The sequence below is a fragment of the Chryseobacterium sp. AG363 genome (assembly GCF_003610675.1).
Classification (GTDB): domain Bacteria; phylum Bacteroidota; class Bacteroidia; order Flavobacteriales; family Weeksellaceae; genus Chryseobacterium; species Chryseobacterium cucumeris.
Map to the genome: position 1 here is coordinate 13,912 of NZ_RAQF01000008.1, position 20,687 is coordinate 34,598.

A 20,687-nucleotide genomic window follows, 5' to 3' on the forward strand; every position below is an offset into this window, starting at 1 on the left:
TCTTATAATTCTGAAGGTAGGTGGGTAAGTGAGATGGAAGGCTTTTATAACTACCATCATATGAGTGATCAGTATCGTCCTAAATCCTTTAAAACGGATGGTTTTGGAGAAGGAAATGGCGGCGGTGGCGGTTATTCCTTTACAGGAAAATATGCTGTTAGTATGTTCAATTATTTCAAAAATGGAGGATCTATGTCTGGACTTAGCTTCGGTGATACTGAAATAACATGGTATACAGGTACTGCTACCCAAGATGCCTATAGAATGGCTAACGACATCTATTCAGATATACATCTTGGAATAATACATAAAGCAAAAATTTCTGAAGGCAGCTGCTCTGAAATCAGGACACCTTCCTATTATTTACAACCTCAGAAAGATTTTGATTGGGGACATATAGGAAATACAATGACTGCAGGAGCAATTACATATTACGCTTTAGAAAAAAGTATTTACAGTAAGTATCATTGGGTAGATGCAAAAGGTATTATTAAATCCACTCAACTTTTAGAAAAGGGGGCTAATGGCAAATTTATAAGAGGAGTACAAGGTTTTAGAAACGGATATGCAGCTGCTGGAAAAGCAACTTCTGCTTATTCAATAGCAGGGAAAGTTGTTGGAGGTATAGGAATGGGAGTAACTCTTATTCAGTTTGGTACAGGGCAAATTACTGGACTTGAAGCAAGCGTTGACTTAGCTATGGGAGCTATTGGTTTTACTCCTTGGGGAGCTCCTGTAAGCCTTATCTATTTTGGAGGAAAATTTTTATATGAGTATTCAACTGGTAGATCAGTATTCCCAAAACCAGGAGAAAATTAAAATTTAGATAATGAAAGTGTACTATTATTTTTTATTTAGAATTTATAAATATTTCAAGGATAAACGTAATGAAAGTGAATTTGAAGCCTTGTTTAGTGTTATCATTGTTAGTTCACTAATTCTAAGTTTTCACTTAATTGGAGTATACATTATTGCAAACTATTTCAATTTAGTAACTGTTGTTACAAATAAACTTTACATGGTTTTGTTTATGGTAATTACTGGTTTCATTAATTATTATTTTTTTATCAGGGATGAGAAATTTTTGAATTATGGTTTTCAAAAGGATAAAAAAGGAGGGGTTTATATTATTATATATATGATTTTATTAGGCATATCACTTATTATTATTTCCAATATTAATCGTAAAAAAATATTCGAGGAAAGAAGAAGAAACCTTTCTATAGAACAAATAGAACCCGGAAAATCTTTAATAGGAGATATTGTAAAATGGGTGGAAAAGAATAACTAAGAATATTCTATATATTATTTAAAATTAGAGTATTGGACTCAATACCCTAATTTTAATACAAAGCATACAATCAGTAATTATTTTTTTACTCAAGAGTTTCTATTAGTCTTGCTTAATTCAAAAGGAAATTTTATCTGAATATTCAACTGGTAGATCAGTATTCACAAAACCAGGAGAAAATTAAAATTTAAACATGAAAGCATATTATTATTTATTATTTAGAATTTATAGATATTATAAAGATAAGCAGAATGAAAATAAATTTGAAGCATTATTTAGTGCTACAGCAGTGAGTACAACACTTATAAGTATTAATGTAATAACTTTAACAGGGTTGGTAGGTTTTTTTTATAATATACAATTAATTCCATCGATTAAATATATTGTATTTGGCATATTATTAACTGGCATTCTCAATCATCTTTTATTTGTTAGAGCCCAAAAATTTTTGAACTATAATTTTCAAAAAGATAAAAAAGGTGGTGTCTTAATAATAGCATACATTATTATTTCTGCCTCATTCACATTTATTGTGGGGAACTATAATAGAAAAAAAATATTTGAAGAAAGAAGAAAAAATCCCCAAACAGAACAAACAAAAAAGCCTGCTTCTTTACAAAGTGAAATAGAAAATTGGTTTAAAGAAAAAAAATAATTGTACTTGATTAGTGTTCGAAAAGTGGAATATTTTAAACATGTTGGCAATAAATTGGAATGTTGGTTTTCAATACTCCAATTTTAAAAACAGGAATAAATCCGCCCACTGATTCGAGCGTCTCGCTGGTGTCGGTGAATAAACCAAAAAGCCACTGTTTTTGCAGTGGCTTTTACTCTCTATTGTAGAGAAACCAATATATTTACCGGTATAGAAATCCCCGGATGGTATGGGATCTTATAATTCTGAAGGTAGGTGGGTAAGTGAGATGGAAGACTTTTATAACTACCATCATATGAGTGATCAGTATCGTCCTAAATTCTTTAAAACGGGTGGCTTTGGAGAAGGAAATGGTGGCGGTGGCTACATCCCATTTGGCAAAACAAGAGCGTATGCAGACTTGATGGATTCTTTTCAAAATGGAGAAGACTTTTCGCTTAAAGTTAATAACGGATATATGAGCTGGTGGACAGGCGGTGCTTTAGGAGATGCCAATACAGCTCAGGAAATGGTTAATCATATGATGAAGCTTGAAAATAAAACTTTAAGTGATAGTTATTTTGATGGATTTGTTGGAGGTGCTCAGTCATCTTGGAATTATATTAAAGGACAATTTTTTGGAGAAAGTTACTGGAATGGACTAGCTAATACTTTTACTTTAGGAGCTTATGGAACGGTAAAAACAGTTAGTAGCTTAATAGATGTTACTCGTAATATTCCTAATTATACAGCAAATGATTACTCATATGGTGCAGGTTATTTAACAGAAAAAGCTGCTGAAGCAATAATATTAAAAGAAGCATCTCAAATAAATCCTTTTGGAATTAGAGGAGGATATGGATTTAAAATTGGAAAAGTAGAGTTTTTATATTCTAATCCTAGTGTTGGTGGTGGAACAATATTTTCATATGTTTCATCAACAAACAATAAATTTAGATTAGATTATCATGGATTACCATCATTAAATAAAGGTAATACTCTACATTTTCATACAAATTATTGGGGTTATACTAATTCTCCTCATAGAAGTTTAAATCCATTTCGTTGGGGACAACCTATAAAATAATATGAATGGAAATTAATAATAGTATTTTGAATAAAAATATAAATCTTCTTTCTATTGAAGATTTTGATTTAGATATGTCAGAGGATTTAATTCGTTTAAAAAAAATATATGAATGTCTATTTTCAGATAGTAATACTCTTTTTTTTGCTTTTCGAAGAGAAGAAAACTTAACTGATAAGGAAGAGCTTAAAAAACTTAAAGTTAAGATACTTGAAAATTTTGAAAATTATGGAGAATATATTGTACTGAAAGAACTGGATAATGCTCGTTTTGATAGTGTTGGCAGAATTAAGATAAATGAGTATACGTATAACTTTATTTTTGATGTTTGGAAATATTTTTACAGTTGCACTTTTTTTATTCCTACTGAAAATTTTAATTTTTTTGATTATATCACTTTTCAAAAAAAGAATAAATTTCATGATATAGGGAATGAAAAATTATTAATTAATCACTATGCAAATTTTAGCTGTATAAAAGGATTAGGTGGAGATGCCTTAATCATTAGTTATCGGAATGATTTCAAATTACCGGATTTAACGATTAGTTAAGTTAATAGTCGGTAATGTTCCAAACATGTTGGTAATAAATTAGAATATTGGTTTTTCCCCGCTCCTGCACGAATCCTTTCGTGTGGCAGGTAAGAATAAAAGCCACTGTTTTTGCAGTGGCTTTTACTCTCTATTGTAGAGAAACCGTTATATTTACAGTATAGAGATCATCTGGAAAATAGTAGGATAAGTTTTGCAAAAAACAATGAAGGAGCTTTTGAAGTGACAGATACTCAGCTGGGCAAAGTCTCCTGACTTTGAGCCAATAATAAAAGCAATCTTTTACAATATACTCCAAAGTCGGGAGACTTTGGAGAGCAGGGAATCTACAGTTTGGTACCTATAAAAAAATTAAATGAAAAAATATAAAATTAAAAATTTTTCAATAAAAAGACTGATATTGTTTGTGTCTTTTGCTTTTGTTTTAGTAGTATTGTTAAGTATATTAACTTCTCTTTATTATAATCCAAAGATTTTTCCTGCGATTGTACTTTTTATATTAACAGCTTTTAGCTTTATGATAATTAAAAATAATTGTATAATTACATATAATATAATTTTGGATAATGATTATATTTTTTTTAACAATAAAAAAATTGATATAATAGATATTCGTAATTATAATTTTAGTGAAACTGAAAAATATTATGGATGTAGATTAATCTTTAAGTCTTATAAAATTTTTTTAAATATTCCTAAAAAAGACAGTGGAAATTATTTGGATTTTAAAGAAGATTTAATTGAAATAATTACTTTACAGAATAAAAAAAGAAGCGATAATCTGATTGTTGAATACAATTGGTATAATACTAAATTAGCTAAGATATATGGTTATATAATGATTGGAATAATGTTAACATGGCTAATGCTAATGGTAATGTTTCCTAATAAACTGAATATATCAAATTTAGGATTGTTCTTAATTGTTTCAGCAGGTCTTTTACCAATCTTATTGAAGATTTTTAGAAATAATAGATATGTATAGAAAACTGTTAATTGGTAATGCTTCTCCGCTGGCGCGAGTGTCCCGCTCGTACCCACAAATAAACAAAACCACTGCACAGCAGTGGTTTTTCGTTCTATTAAAAGTGTATTTTTTATAAACTCTCTTACTTATCAAGCAGCTTTTCCAGTCTGCTCATCATTTCATCCTTTTCCTTCAGCATACGCTCATACAACGCGATTTTTTCTTCGTGAAGCTGAACAATTTTATCAATAGGATTGATGTTAAAAGTAGGTTTGGAATTTCCTATGTAAGCATCTTTATCAATATTAAATGTGTTAGAAATAATATTCACAGCTTGCTCCTCATCAAAGTTCTGAAAAGCTTCTACGGGGATTTTCAGTACTTCGGATATTTTTTCCAGCAGTTGGTTTTCAATGGTTTCTTTTTGTTCAAGTAAAGAGATCTTTTTTTGGTTCCAGTCTTCACCTAAGTCCAAAGCCAATGCTTCCTGCTTTATTCCCAGCATTTCTCTGAAACGCTTTACATTTCTTCCCTGATGTATTTTGTGGTCCATTCTTTAATCAATTTGTGAAGATTCAAAGATAATACATTCTGTAAAGTAAAGGTTAAAAAATATCCGGTAAAATATTCCGGTCATACGTAGTAAAGTGTCGGCAACCGGTTTATAAACGGTCTCCAGCAGCTTCGGAAGTGTTTTCAGTCACTCCAGTAAGTGTCTGCAGTGGCTCATTAATTTGCTGTAACCATTTCGTAAACGGTCTCCAACCACTTAAGAAATGCCTTCAGATACTATTGTAAGTATCTCCGGACACTTTATCAAATAGGCATCACTACTTTACAACCGTCTCAACTGTTTTCATAAGTCCCTATAGCCTTTTATTCAAGTAGCTGGAGACCGTTATGGAACCCCCTTCAGCCCCTTCGGAACAGCCTGTAACCCCTTCCATAACAGTCTCCAGACCGTTCCATAAGAGCCTTTATCCACTTATCAAAGTGGCTGGAGACCTTTAATGAACACCCTTTAGCCCCTTATATAACTGGATCTCCCCCCTTACCCAAGGGGGTAGAGGGGGTTGGTGAAGGGGGTAATCACTATATTTTCAATAAATGGATGTAAGGATTGGAAACAGGGCATACGGTAATATTTAAATTTCCTAACTTTGTAGTTCTCAATAACAATCAAAACAAAACGATGTCAATCACCAACGAAGATCAGATGCTCGGAATGCAAAAAGTAAGTGAAGCTGTTGCCTATACGCTGAAGAAGATGATGGATTACGCCGAACCCGGCATGACCACCAAAGATCTGGACGAATATGGAGCCAGAATATTGGAAGGTTTCGGAGCAAAATCAGCACCTTATCTTACGTATGGATTTCCAGGATGGACGTGTATCAGTGTAGACAACGAGTTCTGCCATGGGATTCCAACAGATCAGAGGATCTTGAAAGAAGGCGATCTGATCAATATTGATGTTTCTGCAGAACTGGACGGATATTGGGCAGACAACGGAGGTTCTTTTGTGATCGGAGAAGATATTCACGGACATCAAAAATTGGTGGAGGCCTCCAAAGATATTTTAAGAAAAGCTATCGACAATATCAAAGGCGGTGTGAAAATAGCAGACATAGGATTGTTAATGGAAACAGAAGCAAAGAAGAGAGGTCTTAAAGTTATTAAGAATCTTGCAGGCCATGGCGTAGGGAGAAGCTTACACGAACAGCCTGACGAATTGCTGAACTACAGAAACCGCTATGATTCCAGACGTTTCAAGAAAAACTCTGTGGTGGCTATTGAAACATTTATTTCCACCGAGTCCAATATCGCTGTAGAATTAAAAGACGGCTGGACCATGGTAGGCAATAAAGGCGGTTATATGGCCCAGCACGAACATACCATCGTAATCACAGATGGAAAACCTATCATTTTAACCGAAATGAACGAAATCCTGAATTAAAAGAACCGCACCGGTGCGAAAATCATCATCATCATTTTTAAGAGAAAAGAATGTTATTGGAATTCCCTGCTGAAAATCTTTGATCTTTTTGCACCTTACATATACATCAGCAGTAAAAACTTTGTGCCTTTGCGTTAAAAACAAACTAACAGCGTTACTATAATCACCAAGCTCCATCCAATTAACTTGTTGATTGCAGCTCTGTTCCCTTATATTTAGTTGTAAGAATAGAAAGCTGTGCGTTACAATAAAAAAACGCTTCGTTATCTATACTCCGAAAAATCTGCAGTAAATGTTCCACTGATGAAAAAGCCAGACTTTATATTGTTGGGCATAAAATACTTTGTTATATTTATAGAATAAAATCACTTCACAAACTATCCGCTATGAAAAAAATTCTTTTAATCCTTTTGGGAATCGTTGTCATTCTGGCTGCTGTCGTATTGATCAAAACCTACACCTATCCGTTTAAAAAAAATAATATCGGGGCAGGCGAGGGCTGGAAACCCATAAAAAATGATTCTGCAGTGATGAGACTTTCAGGAGGAATAAAAGTACCCACCGTTTCTACAGGAAGTTTGGGTGAATTTGATTATGCACCGTTTGAACAGTTCAAAACCTATTTAAAAACATCTTATCCGTTAGTCTATCAGAATACAGAAAATGTTGAGGTCAACCAATATGGACTGGTGTTCAGACTTAAAGGAAGCAATTCTTCGCTGGAGCCTATTTTATTCCTATCCCATATGGACGTAGTTCCTCCCGGAGATGCTGATATAAAAAATAATGATCCAAAAGTATTCCGTCCGGATGATAAACCTTTAGAACCCGTTTCAAAAGTAGCAGAAGATTGGGAATTTGCCCCCTTTTCAGGAGCTGTTGCCAACGGAAGAATCTACGGAAGAGGTGCCATAGATATGAAGGGAATGCTTTTTTCCTTGATGGAATCCATGAATTCTATGATTAAAAACAAACAGATTCCACAGCGTGATATTTATCTGGCTTTCGGTTTTGATGAAGAAGTAGGCGGAAAAAAAGGAGCGATTCAGATTGCCGATTATTTTAAGAAAAAAGGATTGAAGTTCGATGCGGTCTATGACGAAGGGGGATTGATTATGAGAAAAGGAAATGTAGCCGGAATTGATACAGACGTTGCCGTAGTAGGATGTGCTGAAAAAGGGTTTCTTTCTGCAAAAATCAAAGTAAAAGGGCTGGGTGGACATTCTTCTATGCCTCCTATGGAAAGTGCAATCGGAAAAGCTGCTGTTATCATGCAGCGTCTGGAAGATCACCAGATGAAACCTGTTATTACCCCTTTAATCAAAGAATTTTTTACGAATATCGGAGGTGAAATGACTTTTGCCACAAGAATGGCACTGGCGAATCAATGGCTTTTAAAACCGGTACTGATTTCCCAGCTTACCAAAAATAATACAACCAATGCTTTGGTGAGAACCACAACAGCTTTAACGATGATGAAAGGAAGTGATGGAACTAACGTCCTTTCTCCAGAAGTGGAATTTGTGGTTAATTTCAGATTACTTCCCGGAAATTCGGTGAAAGATGTAAGAGATCATATTGCTAAATCGACTGAAGGTTTTGATGTTGAGGTAGAAGAAATTGATAATACAAGAGAAGCTTCTGCTATTTCCCCAACCAATACAAGAGCTTTTAAAATGATAGAAGCCGGAGTGAAAGAAATTCATCCAGGAGCCATTGTTACCCCTTATCTTACTATGGCTGGAACCGATGCCGGTAAATATGAAATTGTAAGCAAAAACGTCTACAGGTTCATGCCGATTAAGATCAACAGTGCCGAGCAGCAGAGTATTCACAGTACCAATGAATATCTTAGTATTGAAAACTATCTGAAAATGATCCACTACTTTGAGTACATTATGAAGAATTATGATAAATAAATGTCAATGGTGAATGGTCAAATCGCTGTGCTTGTGAATTTTATAAGCTCGTATGTAATTAAACGTGGTGTTCGCAAAGTTTTTATGATGTTTACTTTTTTTTCGACCGCAGAGGCGTTTCACTCAGCAATGTACACACTAAGGTCTTTTGTTGAACGGAGAGCCTTTGCGAACTGATAAATTCTGTATATCAATAAACCTTGCGAACTTTAGCGTTAATTATGATTGACCATTGACTTTGCGAAGCAAAAATTGACCATTGACAAAAATCTTTTTACAAAAAATATATTGCGTCAAGTTTTTGATACACTTACATAGATTTTAACACAAAGTCCACTACGATATTTTATTATAAAAAACGATCTCGAAGGCGTTTCACTCAGCAATGTACACACTAAGGTCTTTTGTTGAACGGAGAGCCTTTGCGAACTGATAAATTCTGTATATCAATAAACCTTGCGAACTTTAGCGTTAATTATGATTGACCATTGACTTTGCGAAGCAAAAATTGACCATTGACAAAAATCTTTTTACAAAAAAATATATTACGTCAAGTTTTGTCGCATTACACATATAGCTTTGTCATATCAAAATTACAGAGCTATGGAATTGCCATTTTACTTAAACTTTAACGACTTTGAAAGTAATTATTACGATAACCTTGAAAAATGGTTTGAAGAATATCATAATACCAGCGAAACAGATTATCTGAAAGCGCTTGCAGAGCTTTATCGCCCCTATGTGTATTATAACTTTGCAGATGACATGCTAAAGCCCGATGCTTCCATTGAAGTGAAAGACTGTTTTTTCCCCTATCATGAAAAAATAGGAATCTCTTTCTGTATTGATAGTGAAAACGGAATTTCCCCATCCAGCGGAATGAATCAGGTATTTGAATTTAAAAATATCTCCATGATGGAGTATGCCCAGCATATTCTGGATAAGATCAATAAGTTTTGTTCAAAAAATGCTCATGCTCTTGATGGAAGTAAAAATATTCAGGACTATATTAATAATTACAGTATTATTACCTCAATGGAAGGAGTAGGGTATTGTATCAGCTACAACCGTCATCAGAAAGCCATTCCATTTTTAAAAGCTTATCTTCCCTATTATGGACAGACCGTTGATATGGCGGTATACAGGGATTTTCTTTTTTCTGTTGTTCAGATTGCAGAGTTTATAGACCAGAAATTAAAAACTGTGCATGCTTTTAAACAGACTATTTATGCACGCTCAAGAGCGGAAGCCAAATTCAATGTGCAGTTGAGCCGTCAGTTTCTGACTTTGTGCAACTAAATTTTACACCAAACATTCATACTTAATTATATTGCGGAAAACTTATGTTTTCAACCAAAAATCCCGGTCAGTAATGATCGGGATTTTGTATTGCAATTGTGTGAATACTTGCTTATGTGTATTACTTGTTTTTTTTATAAGGAATATTCCATACCAGGTCGGCTGCCAGATAATGAACGCCACCATGATGAATACTTCTGCTGTCTCCGATCAGATCGTCCATATATCCTATGTCTACAGTAAAAGGAGAGTTCGGAATTGTAAACATATAGTACGCCGCAATACGCATTTCACGATATCCAAACGAACTCCATTCAGAATCCGGCTCATTGAGATGGCTTATAGAAAACAGGGCTTCTGCACTCAAGGCCAGTTTCTGATTGTTTTTTGGAGATAAATTATAGGTGAGCTGATTCTTGATCCGTGTTCTCAACTGAAAATCCTCTTCGACTTGATAAAAGTCTGCATCAAAAAATTTCCTGAATTCCTGGCGTATGGTACTTTTAAGTTTCCATTTCCTGCCGAGATCAAAAGTATAGGCATATCTTCCGTAAATTCTGAATTCCTGTTCCGTACTTTCTTTATCATAAGGAGCTGTACTTTCATACTGTGGCTGACGTCGGTAACTTAATGCATAACTATATTGCTGGTGTGGCGCAAAGGAATGATAAACTTCATGATTTAAAACAATGATCGCCTGCTTCGAAAACAGATTATGATCATCCGGACTGCTTTTTCTCCCGATGGCTATGTAGCTCAAAGCCTGTTTTTTACCCAAAGAGTCGAGTTGTCGCTTCACTCCGAAGGCTCCCCAGAATGCATTGTTGGCATCTCCCAGTCCAGGTGGACTGATCTGCGCTTTGATCGATGTTCCTAAACATCCCAATAAAAATAATCCTGCAAAAAATTTCTTCATGCTCAATAGGGTGAATAATTGTTTTACTGTTAATTTTAAATAACTGCGAAACCATGAGACGGATAAGAATGCTGTTGATACGCAGAGAGAATACTTTATAATACCAAAATTAGAGGCTTTGTTCATAGAATGTTTATTCAAAATCTTTTAATACTGTTTAAAAACAAGACAAAGTAAAGGCCTGATTTAGGATAGATTTAGGAATAAAACTTTCTAAAGATTAAGTTTTTAGAACTGTATTGTAATTGTGGATAAAATGTGTATAACTTGTTAGTAATTTGAGGAAATCTCTCTCTCTCATTGATCAAATGATTACGTAAATATTTGATATTGTAGTGTATAGTTGTAAAAATAAGTTGCCACAATATCTATATATTGTGGCAATTTGGTTTTATGGACTGGTTGACTTATCTGTTAGTTCTGTCTTACTCCGCACATAGCATCCCATGTGGTCCAGAAATGGGCATTAATAGCTCCGATAGGAGGATTTGTACTGTCTGCAACAATTCCTACCATTGAAGCACAGTTGGAGTTACAGCCTATTTCATTATGACTTCCGGCCTGAGGTGGAATCTGGCGCCAGGTACCGGTAGATCCGCTTAATAATTCTACTCTGATTTCAAAGATCCCGGAAAGATTGGGAGTCTGAATCTGTTTGGTAGGATTTTCACTTGAGATGAAGTCGCTCCAGTCTCCCTGTGAAAAAGTTACACGCCATGTAGAAATCATTTTAGAAGTATCATTTTGTGGGGAAAGATACACCCAGAATTGTGCTCCGTTTCCAAGTACTAACTGACCTGAAGAATTTGCATTTACACTTGTTGATGTCATATTGATTTGTTTTTTAGGTGATTAGATTGTATTTCAAAGTAACGAAGAACAAGGCACCTGCAGTAGAGTATAAATGACCAATTATTAGAGTGAGTATAAATACCTACGAGAAAAGGTACCAAAATTTTAGGCATAAAAAAACCTGTGCTAATCATTAGCACAGGTTTTGGTTTCTTGCAGAGAGGAAGGGATTCGAACCCTCGATACAGTTACCCGTATACTACCTTTCCAGGGTAGCTCCTTCAACCACTCGGACACCTCTCTTTTTGAGATTGCAAAAATAGTGTATTTTCTGGAATATCCAAATTATTCTTACAAATTAATCTGTAATTTCTCCACAAAGACTTCTGGTGAAGTTATCGGCAAAGCTTCCGGAGTAACTTGGATTATCAATTAAGTGCATGGCTTTGGTAATCGCTGTTTCCGCTGTCATATCTCTTCCGCTGATTGCTCCGATTCTGGAGAAAATATTACTGTTTTCATACTTTCCGAATGAGATACCTCCTGAAATACACTGACTTACCACCACAATTTCAGTTCCGTTATCCCGGATTTCCTGAAGCGTTTCCTGAGTTTTTGCACTGCTGAAAATAGTTCCCGAACCAAAAACCTGAAGAATAAGAACCTTCATTTTAGGAATTTCCCTGAAGTGGCTCAGATGCATGCCCGGAAAAATTCTCCAGAATAAAATATCTTCGGAAATATGTTCATCCACGTGAAACTCTACCTCAGGATCACAACGGAAAAGGTTATCTTTAATAATATTCAAATGAACTCCAGACTGTCCCAAAATAGGGTAATTCGGGCTTGAATAGGCATCAAAATACTCAGCAGAATATTTCAGCGTTCTGTTTCCTCTTAATAATTTATACTCAAAGTAAATGGCAACCTCCTGAATGACTGCTTCATCATTTTCATAAAGGCTGGCGTAATAAAGGCTGGTCAGAAGATTTTCCTTGGCATCCGTCCTCAGATCACCAATCGGAAGCTGAGATCCTGTCATGATGACAGGCTTTCTTAATCCTTTTAGCATGAAACTTAGTGCTGAAGCGGTATAAGACATCGTGTCTGTTCCGTGAAGGATCAGAAAACCGTCGTATTCATCATAATTTTTTTGAATATAATTAGCGATCACCCTCCATTCTTCAGGTCCCATATCCGAGGAATCCAATGGTTTGGCGAAAGGATGTACAAAGACTTCGCATTCCATAAGCCTCATTTCAGGCATCTTTTCGAATATATTTCCAAAATCAAAGGCACGGAGACTTCCGGTTTCATAATCTTTTTCCATTCCGATGGTTCCACCGGTATAGATGAGCAGGACTTTTCGCTTCATGTACTAATTTATTAAGAATTGGCCCCAGATTAGGGTTCATAGGTCAAAATTACGTTAATTTGCAAAGATTTGAAAATGAATGAAACGCTTATCATGAAATTTTATAAAAATAAAATGAAAATGACTGATGTTTCATAGGGCTATTGAAAAAAATAACTAAATGCGGATGAAAGATTTAGCGCAAACCTTTGAATATTTAAAACAGTTTTTAACTGAAGAAAGACTCGAGAAAATTGAACATTTTTCTCAGGAAAGTTCAGACTTTGTCCTTCCGGTGGTAGAAGATATCTATCAGTTTAGAAATGCAGCAGCCATTGTGCGTTCTGTGGAAGCCTGTGGTTTCCATAAAGTAGTGGCTTTGCAGGAAGAATACAGTTTTGAACCCAATCTTCGTGTAACAAAAGGAGCTGATACCTGGGTTGAGGTAGAAAAACTTCCCCGAAATATGGAATCTTTCCAGAATATTAAAGACCGGGGATATAAAATAGTGGTTGTTTCGCTGGAAAAGAATGCTAAAATGTTACCTGAGTATGAAATAACAGAACCCATTGCTTTGGTTTTTGGAACTGAAATGGAGGGAGTTTCCCAGGAGATTTTAGATTTTGCCGATGAAACACTGGCCATCCCGATGTATGGCTTTACAAGAAGCTTCAATGTTTCTGTAGCGGCTTCCATTTGTATGTACGAACTGAAACAAAAGCTGATAAAGTCTGGGATTGATTATAAACTGAATGAAGAAAAACTTTTAAGGATGCAAATCCTTTGGGCAGTGAATTCAATAAGAAGCGGGCAGCAGATTTTTGAAAAATACCTGAAAGAGAATAATATTGACTGGAAATAAGGAGTCAAAAATAAAAACGAGAAGGTTTAGTGTCTTCTCGTTTTGTATTTATATCATATTGTAATAATTCCAGGCTGCAACAAAAACGCCAGCTGTTTCTGTTCTGAGTCTCTGATTTCCGAGAGATACTGCTTTTATCTTATTTTCTGCCAGAAATGCAATCTCCTTTTCGGAAAAATCGCCTTCAGGGCCTATTAAAAATGTAAGCTGCTGCAGTTGAGGAATGTTTTTAAGATCAATTCTTTCCAGATTTTCATGGCAGTGTGCTACAAAAGTATGTTCCGGATCAATATTTTTCAGAAAATCACCTAGCTTTAGAGCTTCATTGATCAACGGAAAATGAAATCTCAGGCTTTGCTTGGATGCTGCGATCGCTTGTTTCCTGATTTTATCGATGTTGATGTTTTTACGCTCTGTTTTTTCAGTGATAATAATGCTTATTTCTGAGATACCCATTTCCACTGCTTTTTCCACAAAGAATTCGATTCTGTCAATATTCTTGGTAGGGGCAATCGCAATATGAAGTTTTGGATTGAATTCCGGCAGATTTTCTTTGATCTCAGAAACTTCAATTCCGGCTTTCTTGCCTTCTATTATAAGTTTTCCGGAAGCAAGTTTTCCTTTTCCATCCGTCACATGAATATCTTCTCCATCTCTCATGCGAAGAACTTTTACGATATGCTGCTGTTCTTCGTCGTTGATTAAAACTTTATTTCCGTTGATGTCTCCGTAGAATAGTTTCATATATCCTGATTTATAAATGCTACTCCTGTTTTGATGGTTGTATATATGTCTGTATCACATTCCCGGTAAGAACACATGTATATTTCTTCTATCCATACATTATTAATGAAAATCAGATTTAAATATTCCTGTTTTCTCAAATTATTTTTGATGGATAAATAATCTCCTTCTTTTGGAGTATAGGGAAAACTAAAAAGATGTTCAGAATTAATTAATTTTAAAACTTCTTCTTTGATATCCTGAATATAACCTGTCTCAGAACTTTCTCCGTTAAACTCTGAAAAAGTTTCTGAGCCCTCATGTCTTCCTGTGATAGTTTCCAATACCCAGTAATATTTTGAGTTCTTTTTAGAATGTGTTCCCAGTACTTTTTCTTCTAAGAGTATTTTCATAAATCGTATTTTGCGGTTGCGGAAGTTCTTAAATCTGTAAATTCTCCTCGCTCAAACTTCAGTTTTGCCACCATAGCGATCATGGCTGCATTGTCTGTTGTATATTCAAATTTTGGAATATAAATACTCCATCCCAGTCTTTCTTTATTGTCTTCCATTGCTTTTCTAAGTGCAGAATTAGCAGATACACCTCCTGCAATAGCCACCTGATTTACATTGAGATCTTTGGCTGCTTTTTCAAGCTTATTCATCAGAATTTCAATAATTGATTTTTGTACGGAAGCACAAAGGTCATTAAGATTTTCCTTAATGAAATCCGGATTTTTTCTGACTTCTTTCTGAATGAAATACAGCACGGAAGTTTTAATACCGCTGAAAGAATAATCGTAGTTTTCAAGCTTCGGTTTGTTGAATGTAAAAGCATCAGGATTTCCTTCTTTGGCCAATCTGTCGATGATGGGTCCTGCAGGGTAATCAAGGTTAAAAATCTTTCCGATTTTATCAAAAGCTTCTCCCGCTGCATCATCTATGGTTTTCCCGATGATTTCCATGTCAAAATAGTCTTTTACCAATACAATCATAGTATGTCCGCCGCTTACGGTAAGGCATAAAAACGGAAAAGTAGGCGGCACAGGATTTGCATCTTCGATGAAATGGGCCAGAATGTGGGCTTGAAGGTGATTTACTTCAATTAAAGGTACATTCAGGCTCATAGCCAAAGACTTAGCAAATGATGTTCCTACAAGAAGAGATCCTAAAAGTCCCGGTCCGCGAGTAAATCCTATAGCAGAGATAGCATTTTGTTGTATATTTGCTTTAGAAAAAGATTTTTCAACAACGGGGATAATATTTTGCTGATGGGCTCGTGAAGCCAATTCAGGGACAACGCCGCCATATTCTTTGTGGATGGCCTGGTTCGCGGCAATGTTTGAAAGAATAGAATTTCCCTTGATGATAGCTGCTGAGGTGTCGTCACAGGACGATTCAATACCTAAAATTATAGAGTCGCTCATAATAATGGCAAAGTTAGAGAATAATAACGAGAATGAGAATAAAAAATCAGTAGCTGAAAACCTTGGGGATCAGGTACAGAAAACTGTTGAAAATGTAGAGGGGAAAGTACGGGAAACAGTGAAGGAAGCCTCTGAGCTTGCTTCGGATGCTCTGCATCATCCTGTGGAAACAGCTGAAGAATTTGGGAAACAGGCTGTAAAGGATGTTACCAGCTATACCTGGTGGGCAAAACTTCTCTTGATTCTCTTTTGGCTGGGGATTTTCCTTGTAGGTGGAATCCTTGTTGCCATCAATCTTCCGGTTACGAAAAAATGGGCAGCTGATCAGGCTCTCAAACTTGTTAACAATGATTTTAAATCTGATTTTTCTACAGAAAGTGTAGATGTGAATTACTTCGGTGATGTCACGATAAAAGGGCTAAAAGTAAAAGATTATAAAGGATTTAATTTTATTACGGCGCGTGAATTTCGTGCAGATTCAGATTGGATATCTCTTGCGGTAAATGCCATCTCAGGAAGCAGCAATTCTTTAAGTTTTAACTCTCTGGCTCTGGTGAATGCCGATGTAAAAGTAATTACTTATAAAGGCGACAGTATATCCAATTTTGTAAGATTTGTTGACCTCTTCGACAACGGGAAGAAAAGAGATCCCAAGAAACCTCCTTTTCAACTGAATTCCAGAATTCAGATCATTGATTCTAAAGTTTCCATTGTTAATGAAAACTCTCCCGGAGAACAAGGGAAATGGCTTACCGCAACAAAATTCAACTTAAAAGCACCGAACGTAAAAGTTAACGGCCCGAATGTTTCGGCGTTAATCAATAATATGTCATTTGTAACTTCAAGATGGGGGAAATCTCATTTTGTAGATACTTTTTCAACAGAACTGTCTCTAACGAAGCAGTTTTTGTCATTAAAAGACCTTACCCTGAATACAGATCATACCTTACTTCAGGGAGATATCAAATTTAATCTTCACGACGGATCCTGGGCAGATTTTGCAGACAAGGTACGCTGGGATATGAATATTCAGCAGGGAAGCCAGCTAAGCGGATATGACATCAGTTATTTTGTTACCAACTGGGATAATATCAAACCTTTCAATCTTTCAGGGGTTATGACTGGTCCTTTGAATAAATTTCATCTGGAAAATTTTCTGATCAGAAATCCTGACGTCAATATTGCTACCAAAACGATGAAGGTAGACAATCTGCTTAAAGGTCATTTTGCTATTGAAACAAAAGAGCTTTCCACAGATTTTACCTACAAGGATTTAAAAGCAATGATGCCTTCATTCATCTCCAAAAAGATGAAGAACTTTGCAGATGATTTCGGAAAACTGAAATACAATGGAACGGCTAAAGTGAATCCTGATCAGATTTATGTGGATAATGGTAATTTAATGACAGGAATCGGGCAGGCGAAAATTTCGAAACTTACCCTGACAGGCTACAGCACTGCAATGCCAAAATATTCCGGTTATCTTGATGTAAAAGATCTCAATACCTCAGTCATCACTAAGAATAAATCGGTAGGCTTAATTTCTGGTAAATTTGATCTTAACGGGCAAAGTTTTGATGTCAATACCATGCGTCTGACCACGAAATCTCAGATTGCAAGTATTGAAATTATGGATAAAACGATCAATAATCTGTATCTGGATGGTTTATTGGATCATAAAAAATATAACGGACTCATCACTGTTAATGATGAACAGGCAAAAGCTACAGTCAAAGGATTGATCGATTTCAGTACTCCGAGGATTGCTATGGATGTTAATGCGGACGTCACTTACCTGAACATGAATTACTTTACCAACAAGCCCGGGACTCAGGTGGTAAGTGGTCAGGTTGACGGAAAAATGGCCATGTCTTCTATCAACGATCTTACTTTAGATGTGAATGCCAATAACCTTCACTTTGCTTCAGCTACTCAAAAATATAATATTCCGAATGCCAAGTTAAAAACGTTTATTGAAGCAGGTGGTCGTGTTATTGATGTAGATGCTCCGGGAGCTGCCACAGGAAAAATTTCAGGAAAATACAGTCTTGCAGACCTTGCAGGTATGGTAGAAAATGGAGTTGGAAAAATATTAGTGGGTCCGCCGCCAAGAAAATTATACCGGGGACAGAATTTTGCGCTGAAGTTTGATGTTCAGCAAGGATTGATCAATTATTTTTTACCCGAATTGAGATTGCCACAAGGAGCTCTTGTAGAAGGGGAGTATGATGGAAACTCAAACAATCTGATTCTGAATCTTGATGCAGCCTCTTTAAAATATATTATGACTAAGGAGGAAGAGATTACAGACGCTGATCAGGCGCTGGCATCTTCAAATCCTGATTATAAAATTAATGACCGTAAGAATCTCAGCAGAGATAGTGCGATGGTGGATAGTGTTAAAGTTAGAATTAACACGGGAGACCTTAACCAGCAATTGTACGCTAAGATCAACAGAGTCATTTATAATAAAAATGTGATCAAAGATTTTGAGCTTAAAGGGAATAATGAAAACGGAAATACACTTCATTTAGCCACTGTATTTAAGCATGGAAGTCCTGATGATGAGATTAATGAAAAGCTTAAGGAATACGCCATCAATGTGGATCAGTCTACCGATGCAGCCGGAGATTATGTATTCAGGTTTGAACCTACCGAGGTAAAATTCAATGAAGTTACGTGGGCAATAGATACAAGCCCCGAATTGGATCACTCCATTACCTACAGAAAGAAAACAGGAGATTTTGATATCAGAAATCTGAGAGTTTATTCCGATAAAAGTGCTTTGTTTATTAAGGAAGCCCAGTTTAAGTCTGCGAAAGATTTTTATGTAGATGCAGATATTAATGACTTTGCAGTAGAAAAACTTCTGGAAATGCAGTCCGGAGGGAATACTATGGATATTAAAGGTCTTGCCAACGGAAGTGTTAAGATCAAAATGGATAAAAGTACTCTTCAGCCGCTGGTTGATCTTAACATTGATGATATTAAGATGAATGGCAATGATATGGGAGATATCTCTATTTCTGCCACCAATGGATTCTCACTGAATGTGTATGATATTGATGTAAAAGTTCACTCTGCCGGAGTACTTGGAAACAACAGCCTTAACCTTACAGGAACGGTTAATAATAATACTTCTTCGCCGATTATTGATCTTACAGCAGAAATGCGTGATTTTGACTTGGCATTTACGCAGCAGTTTGTGCAGACTATTTTTGGAAACCTTCGTGGAAAAGCAACAGGAGATCTTAAAATCAATGGAAAGCTTAACAACCTTGATTATAGTGGAGATATTGCTTTAAAAGATTTTGGATTAAAGCTTCTGTTTACCGGAGTAGATTATGCATTTGATGATACCGTAATTCAGCTTACCAAAGGGCTTGCTATCCTCAATAATATTGAAGTACACGACGGAAGAACCAATTCCAAAGGGAATGTTTCCGGGGCGATTCAGTTTGAAACCCTTTCTTCAATGGGGGTATCTCTCGTAATGAGAGCAGATAATCTATTGATGCTGAATACCACACAGAAAGATTTTGACCTGTTCTGGGGAAGAGTTTACGGACAGGGAGATCTGTACGTGGACGGACCGGTTTCAGGATTAAGCATAACAACTCCTAATATGAAGGCACTTAATGGAAGTACCTTTACCTTTAATTCCAGCTCCACTTCCAATGTAGAGGAATTTAAAATGCTCAGATTCCTGAAAGAAGGAAAAGACGGTCTGATCACACTGGAAGAAAAGAAAAAAACAGGAGCCAACATGAATATTGATTTCAACCTGGCTGTAGATAAAGGAACTACTGTAAACGTACTCGTAGGAGACGATGTGGGAAATATTACCGTAAAAGGATCTGCTGATCCATTGAGGTTTCATATGAACAGACAGGGTAATATTGCCATGAGCGGTACCTATAAAGTAGATAACGGAACATTTGTCTCTAAAGCCATTCTTAATAAAACATTCCAGATTGAAAGAAACAGTAGTATCAGATGGGATGGGGATGCTATGAAACCTGCGTTGGATATTAATGCCAATTATATAAGAATGGTTTCCAATGCAGGAGAATATCTTAGTATGGGGAAACTACAGCCTATAAGTATTTTGCTGCAAGCCCATATTACCCAGTCGTTAGTAGACCCTCAGATTGATCTTAATGTAACTGCAATGGACGTATCCAGCCAGGTAAGAGAAACCCTTGCCGCGAAAATGAGCCAGGAAGGAGAGAAGGTTCTTCAGTTCGGATCTGTATTGTTATTGAGTACCTTTAACGTATCCAACACTGGTGGATTCGATGTAAATGTAGGAAATGTAGCGGAATCCTCAGGATATAATATACTTCTGAAGCAGTTGGGATCTGTTCTTAATACAATGAGTAACGAATTTCAGATTGACCTTAATTATGTGAAAGGAGATCAGAATTCGAATTATGGAGACAGAGCCAATGCGGGAGTAAGTGTAGCCCTTTCCCCGAGAGTCAATATCAAGACTGGTTTGGGTATTCCGTTATCAAAAACAGATGGAGCCCAAAACAATTACCTTTCTACGGAAGGGTCAGTAGAGTACGATTTATCTAAGAAGAATGACGGTTCATTGGTTATACGTGCTTATTCCAAGCCTACAAACATCGGAATGGTGAGTACAAACGGTTCTGCTAATCAAGCCTATGGCGGAGGGGTAGTGTGGAGTAAAAGCTTCAATTCTTTGTTTAAAAAGAAGAAAAAAGACAAAAAAACTCCAGATGCAAAAGGTGAAATAAAAACAGATTCTATAAAATCGCAAGGTAAATAATTAGAATATTTTAATGATTTTTATCATCTGTGTTAATTATTGTTAATATTTGATATATATTTTTTAGTTAAATTATTTTTTGTAAATTTGCAAAAAATACATAGATTTTTTAAA

General features: G+C 35.8%; 18 protein-coding genes and 1 tRNA gene. 11 read left to right on the forward strand and 8 right to left on the reverse strand.

The genetic code is table 11. The features are described from left to right. From DEU39_RS22785 to DEU39_RS22810, 6 genes are all read left to right on the forward strand, one after another. On the forward strand, nt 1-819 hold an 819-nt coding region (locus DEU39_RS22785; protein ID WP_183037465.1), incomplete at its 5' end, for a hypothetical protein. A gap of 10 nt (nt 820-829) precedes the next feature. Continuing rightward, entirely contained in the window at nt 830-1,291 is a 462-nt protein-coding gene (locus tag DEU39_RS22790) for a hypothetical protein (RefSeq protein ID WP_120233480.1), read from the forward strand. 193 nt (nt 1,292-1,484) lie between these two features. Continuing rightward, nucleotides 1,485-1,946 carry a hypothetical protein gene (locus DEU39_RS22795; protein WP_120233481.1) on the forward strand — a complete coding sequence of 154 codons (462 nt, stop codon included), beginning with the start codon at nt 1,485-1,487 and terminating at the stop codon, nt 1,944-1,946. A gap of 295 nt (nt 1,947-2,241) precedes the next feature. Beyond that, the gene (locus tag DEU39_RS22800) at nt 2,242-3,012 is read left to right on the forward strand and encodes a hypothetical protein (protein ID WP_147367641.1); all 771 of its coding nucleotides are present in this window, start codon (nt 2,242-2,244) and stop codon (nt 3,010-3,012) included. 5 nt (nt 3,013-3,017) lie between these two features. Next, nucleotides 3,018-3,563 (forward strand): hypothetical protein, encoded by a 546-nt coding sequence (locus DEU39_RS22805; protein WP_120233483.1) that lies wholly within the window; start codon nt 3,018-3,020, stop codon nt 3,561-3,563. A 355-nt stretch (nt 3,564-3,918) separates the two neighbouring features. Continuing rightward, the gene (locus DEU39_RS22810) at nt 3,919-4,548 is read left to right on the forward strand and encodes a hypothetical protein (protein WP_120233484.1); all 630 of its coding nucleotides are present in this window, start codon (nt 3,919-3,921) and stop codon (nt 4,546-4,548) included. A gap of 124 nt (nt 4,549-4,672) precedes the next feature. Here DEU39_RS22810 and DEU39_RS22815 read toward each other — a convergent pair whose 3' ends face one another. Next, nucleotides 4,673-5,083: a helix-turn-helix domain-containing protein gene (locus DEU39_RS22815; protein ID WP_120233485.1), complete on the reverse strand. Its 411-nt coding sequence runs from the start codon at nt 5,081-5,083 to the stop codon at nt 4,673-4,675. A 639-nt stretch (nt 5,084-5,722) separates the two neighbouring features. On the opposite strand from DEU39_RS22815, the gene map reads away from it, so the two are divergent. From map to DEU39_RS22835, 3 genes are all read left to right on the forward strand, one after another. Continuing rightward, nucleotides 5,723-6,487 carry a type I methionyl aminopeptidase gene (map, locus tag DEU39_RS22820; RefSeq protein ID WP_120233486.1) on the forward strand — a complete coding sequence of 255 codons (765 nt, stop codon included), beginning with the start codon at nt 5,723-5,725 and terminating at the stop codon, nt 6,485-6,487. Between the two features lie 386 nt (nt 6,488-6,873). Beyond that, nucleotides 6,874-8,406, forward strand: a complete 1,533-nt coding sequence (locus DEU39_RS22830) for a M20/M25/M40 family metallo-hydrolase (protein WP_120233488.1) — start codon at nt 6,874-6,876, stop codon at nt 8,404-8,406. A gap of 603 nt (nt 8,407-9,009) precedes the next feature. Continuing rightward, nucleotides 9,010-9,705 (forward strand): hypothetical protein, encoded by a 696-nt coding sequence (locus tag DEU39_RS22835; protein ID WP_120233489.1) that lies wholly within the window; start codon nt 9,010-9,012, stop codon nt 9,703-9,705. Between the two features lie 121 nt (nt 9,706-9,826). Here DEU39_RS22835 and DEU39_RS22840 read toward each other — a convergent pair whose 3' ends face one another. The 4 genes from DEU39_RS22840 to DEU39_RS22855 form a co-directional block, all read right to left on the reverse strand. Further along, nucleotides 9,827-10,621: a DUF2490 domain-containing protein gene (locus tag DEU39_RS22840; RefSeq protein WP_183037466.1), complete on the reverse strand. Its 795-nt coding sequence runs from the start codon at nt 10,619-10,621 to the stop codon at nt 9,827-9,829. A gap of 414 nt (nt 10,622-11,035) precedes the next feature. Further along, the gene (locus DEU39_RS22845; RefSeq protein ID WP_047428034.1) at nt 11,036-11,452 is read right to left on the reverse strand and encodes a hypothetical protein; all 417 of its coding nucleotides are present in this window, start codon (nt 11,450-11,452) and stop codon (nt 11,036-11,038) included. A 177-nt stretch (nt 11,453-11,629) separates the two neighbouring features. Continuing rightward, a tRNA-Ser gene (locus DEU39_RS22850) sits at nt 11,630-11,716 on the reverse strand. 55 nt (nt 11,717-11,771) lie between these two features. Further along, the gene (locus tag DEU39_RS22855) at nt 11,772-12,788 is read right to left on the reverse strand and encodes an asparaginase (protein WP_062675438.1); all 1,017 of its coding nucleotides are present in this window, start codon (nt 12,786-12,788) and stop codon (nt 11,772-11,774) included. A gap of 160 nt (nt 12,789-12,948) precedes the next feature. Here DEU39_RS22855 and DEU39_RS22860 point away from each other — a divergent pair, with 160 nt between their 5' ends. Further along, nucleotides 12,949-13,629, forward strand: a complete 681-nt coding sequence (locus DEU39_RS22860) for a TrmH family RNA methyltransferase (RefSeq protein WP_114820739.1) — start codon at nt 12,949-12,951, stop codon at nt 13,627-13,629. A 48-nt stretch (nt 13,630-13,677) separates the two neighbouring features. Here DEU39_RS22860 and DEU39_RS22865 read toward each other — a convergent pair whose 3' ends face one another. Genes DEU39_RS22865 through tsaD form a run of 3 tightly spaced genes read right to left on the reverse strand, consistent with a single transcriptional unit; the run spans nt 13,678 to nt 15,778 of the window. Then, a complete protein-coding gene (locus tag DEU39_RS22865) occupies nt 13,678-14,373 on the reverse strand; it encodes an RsmE family RNA methyltransferase (RefSeq protein ID WP_062675436.1) in 696 nt (231 codons plus the stop codon). Beyond that, nucleotides 14,370-14,765, reverse strand: coding sequence for a hypothetical protein (locus tag DEU39_RS22870; protein WP_062675435.1), 396 nt, complete (start codon nt 14,763-14,765; stop codon nt 14,370-14,372). The genes DEU39_RS22865 and DEU39_RS22870 overlap by 4 nt, the downstream gene beginning before the upstream one ends. Beyond that, nucleotides 14,762-15,778 (reverse strand): tRNA (adenosine(37)-N6)-threonylcarbamoyltransferase complex transferase subunit TsaD, encoded by a 1,017-nt coding sequence (gene tsaD, locus DEU39_RS22875; protein WP_120233491.1) that lies wholly within the window; start codon nt 15,776-15,778, stop codon nt 14,762-14,764. Before tsaD ends, DEU39_RS22870 begins: the two co-directional genes overlap by 4 nt. Before the next feature lie 4 nt (nt 15,779-15,782). Between tsaD and DEU39_RS22880 the strand changes: the two genes are divergently transcribed. Next, entirely contained in the window at nt 15,783-20,573 is a 4,791-nt protein-coding gene (locus DEU39_RS22880) for a translocation/assembly module TamB (protein WP_120233492.1), read from the forward strand. Nucleotides 20,574-20,687: the final 114 nt, after the last annotated feature.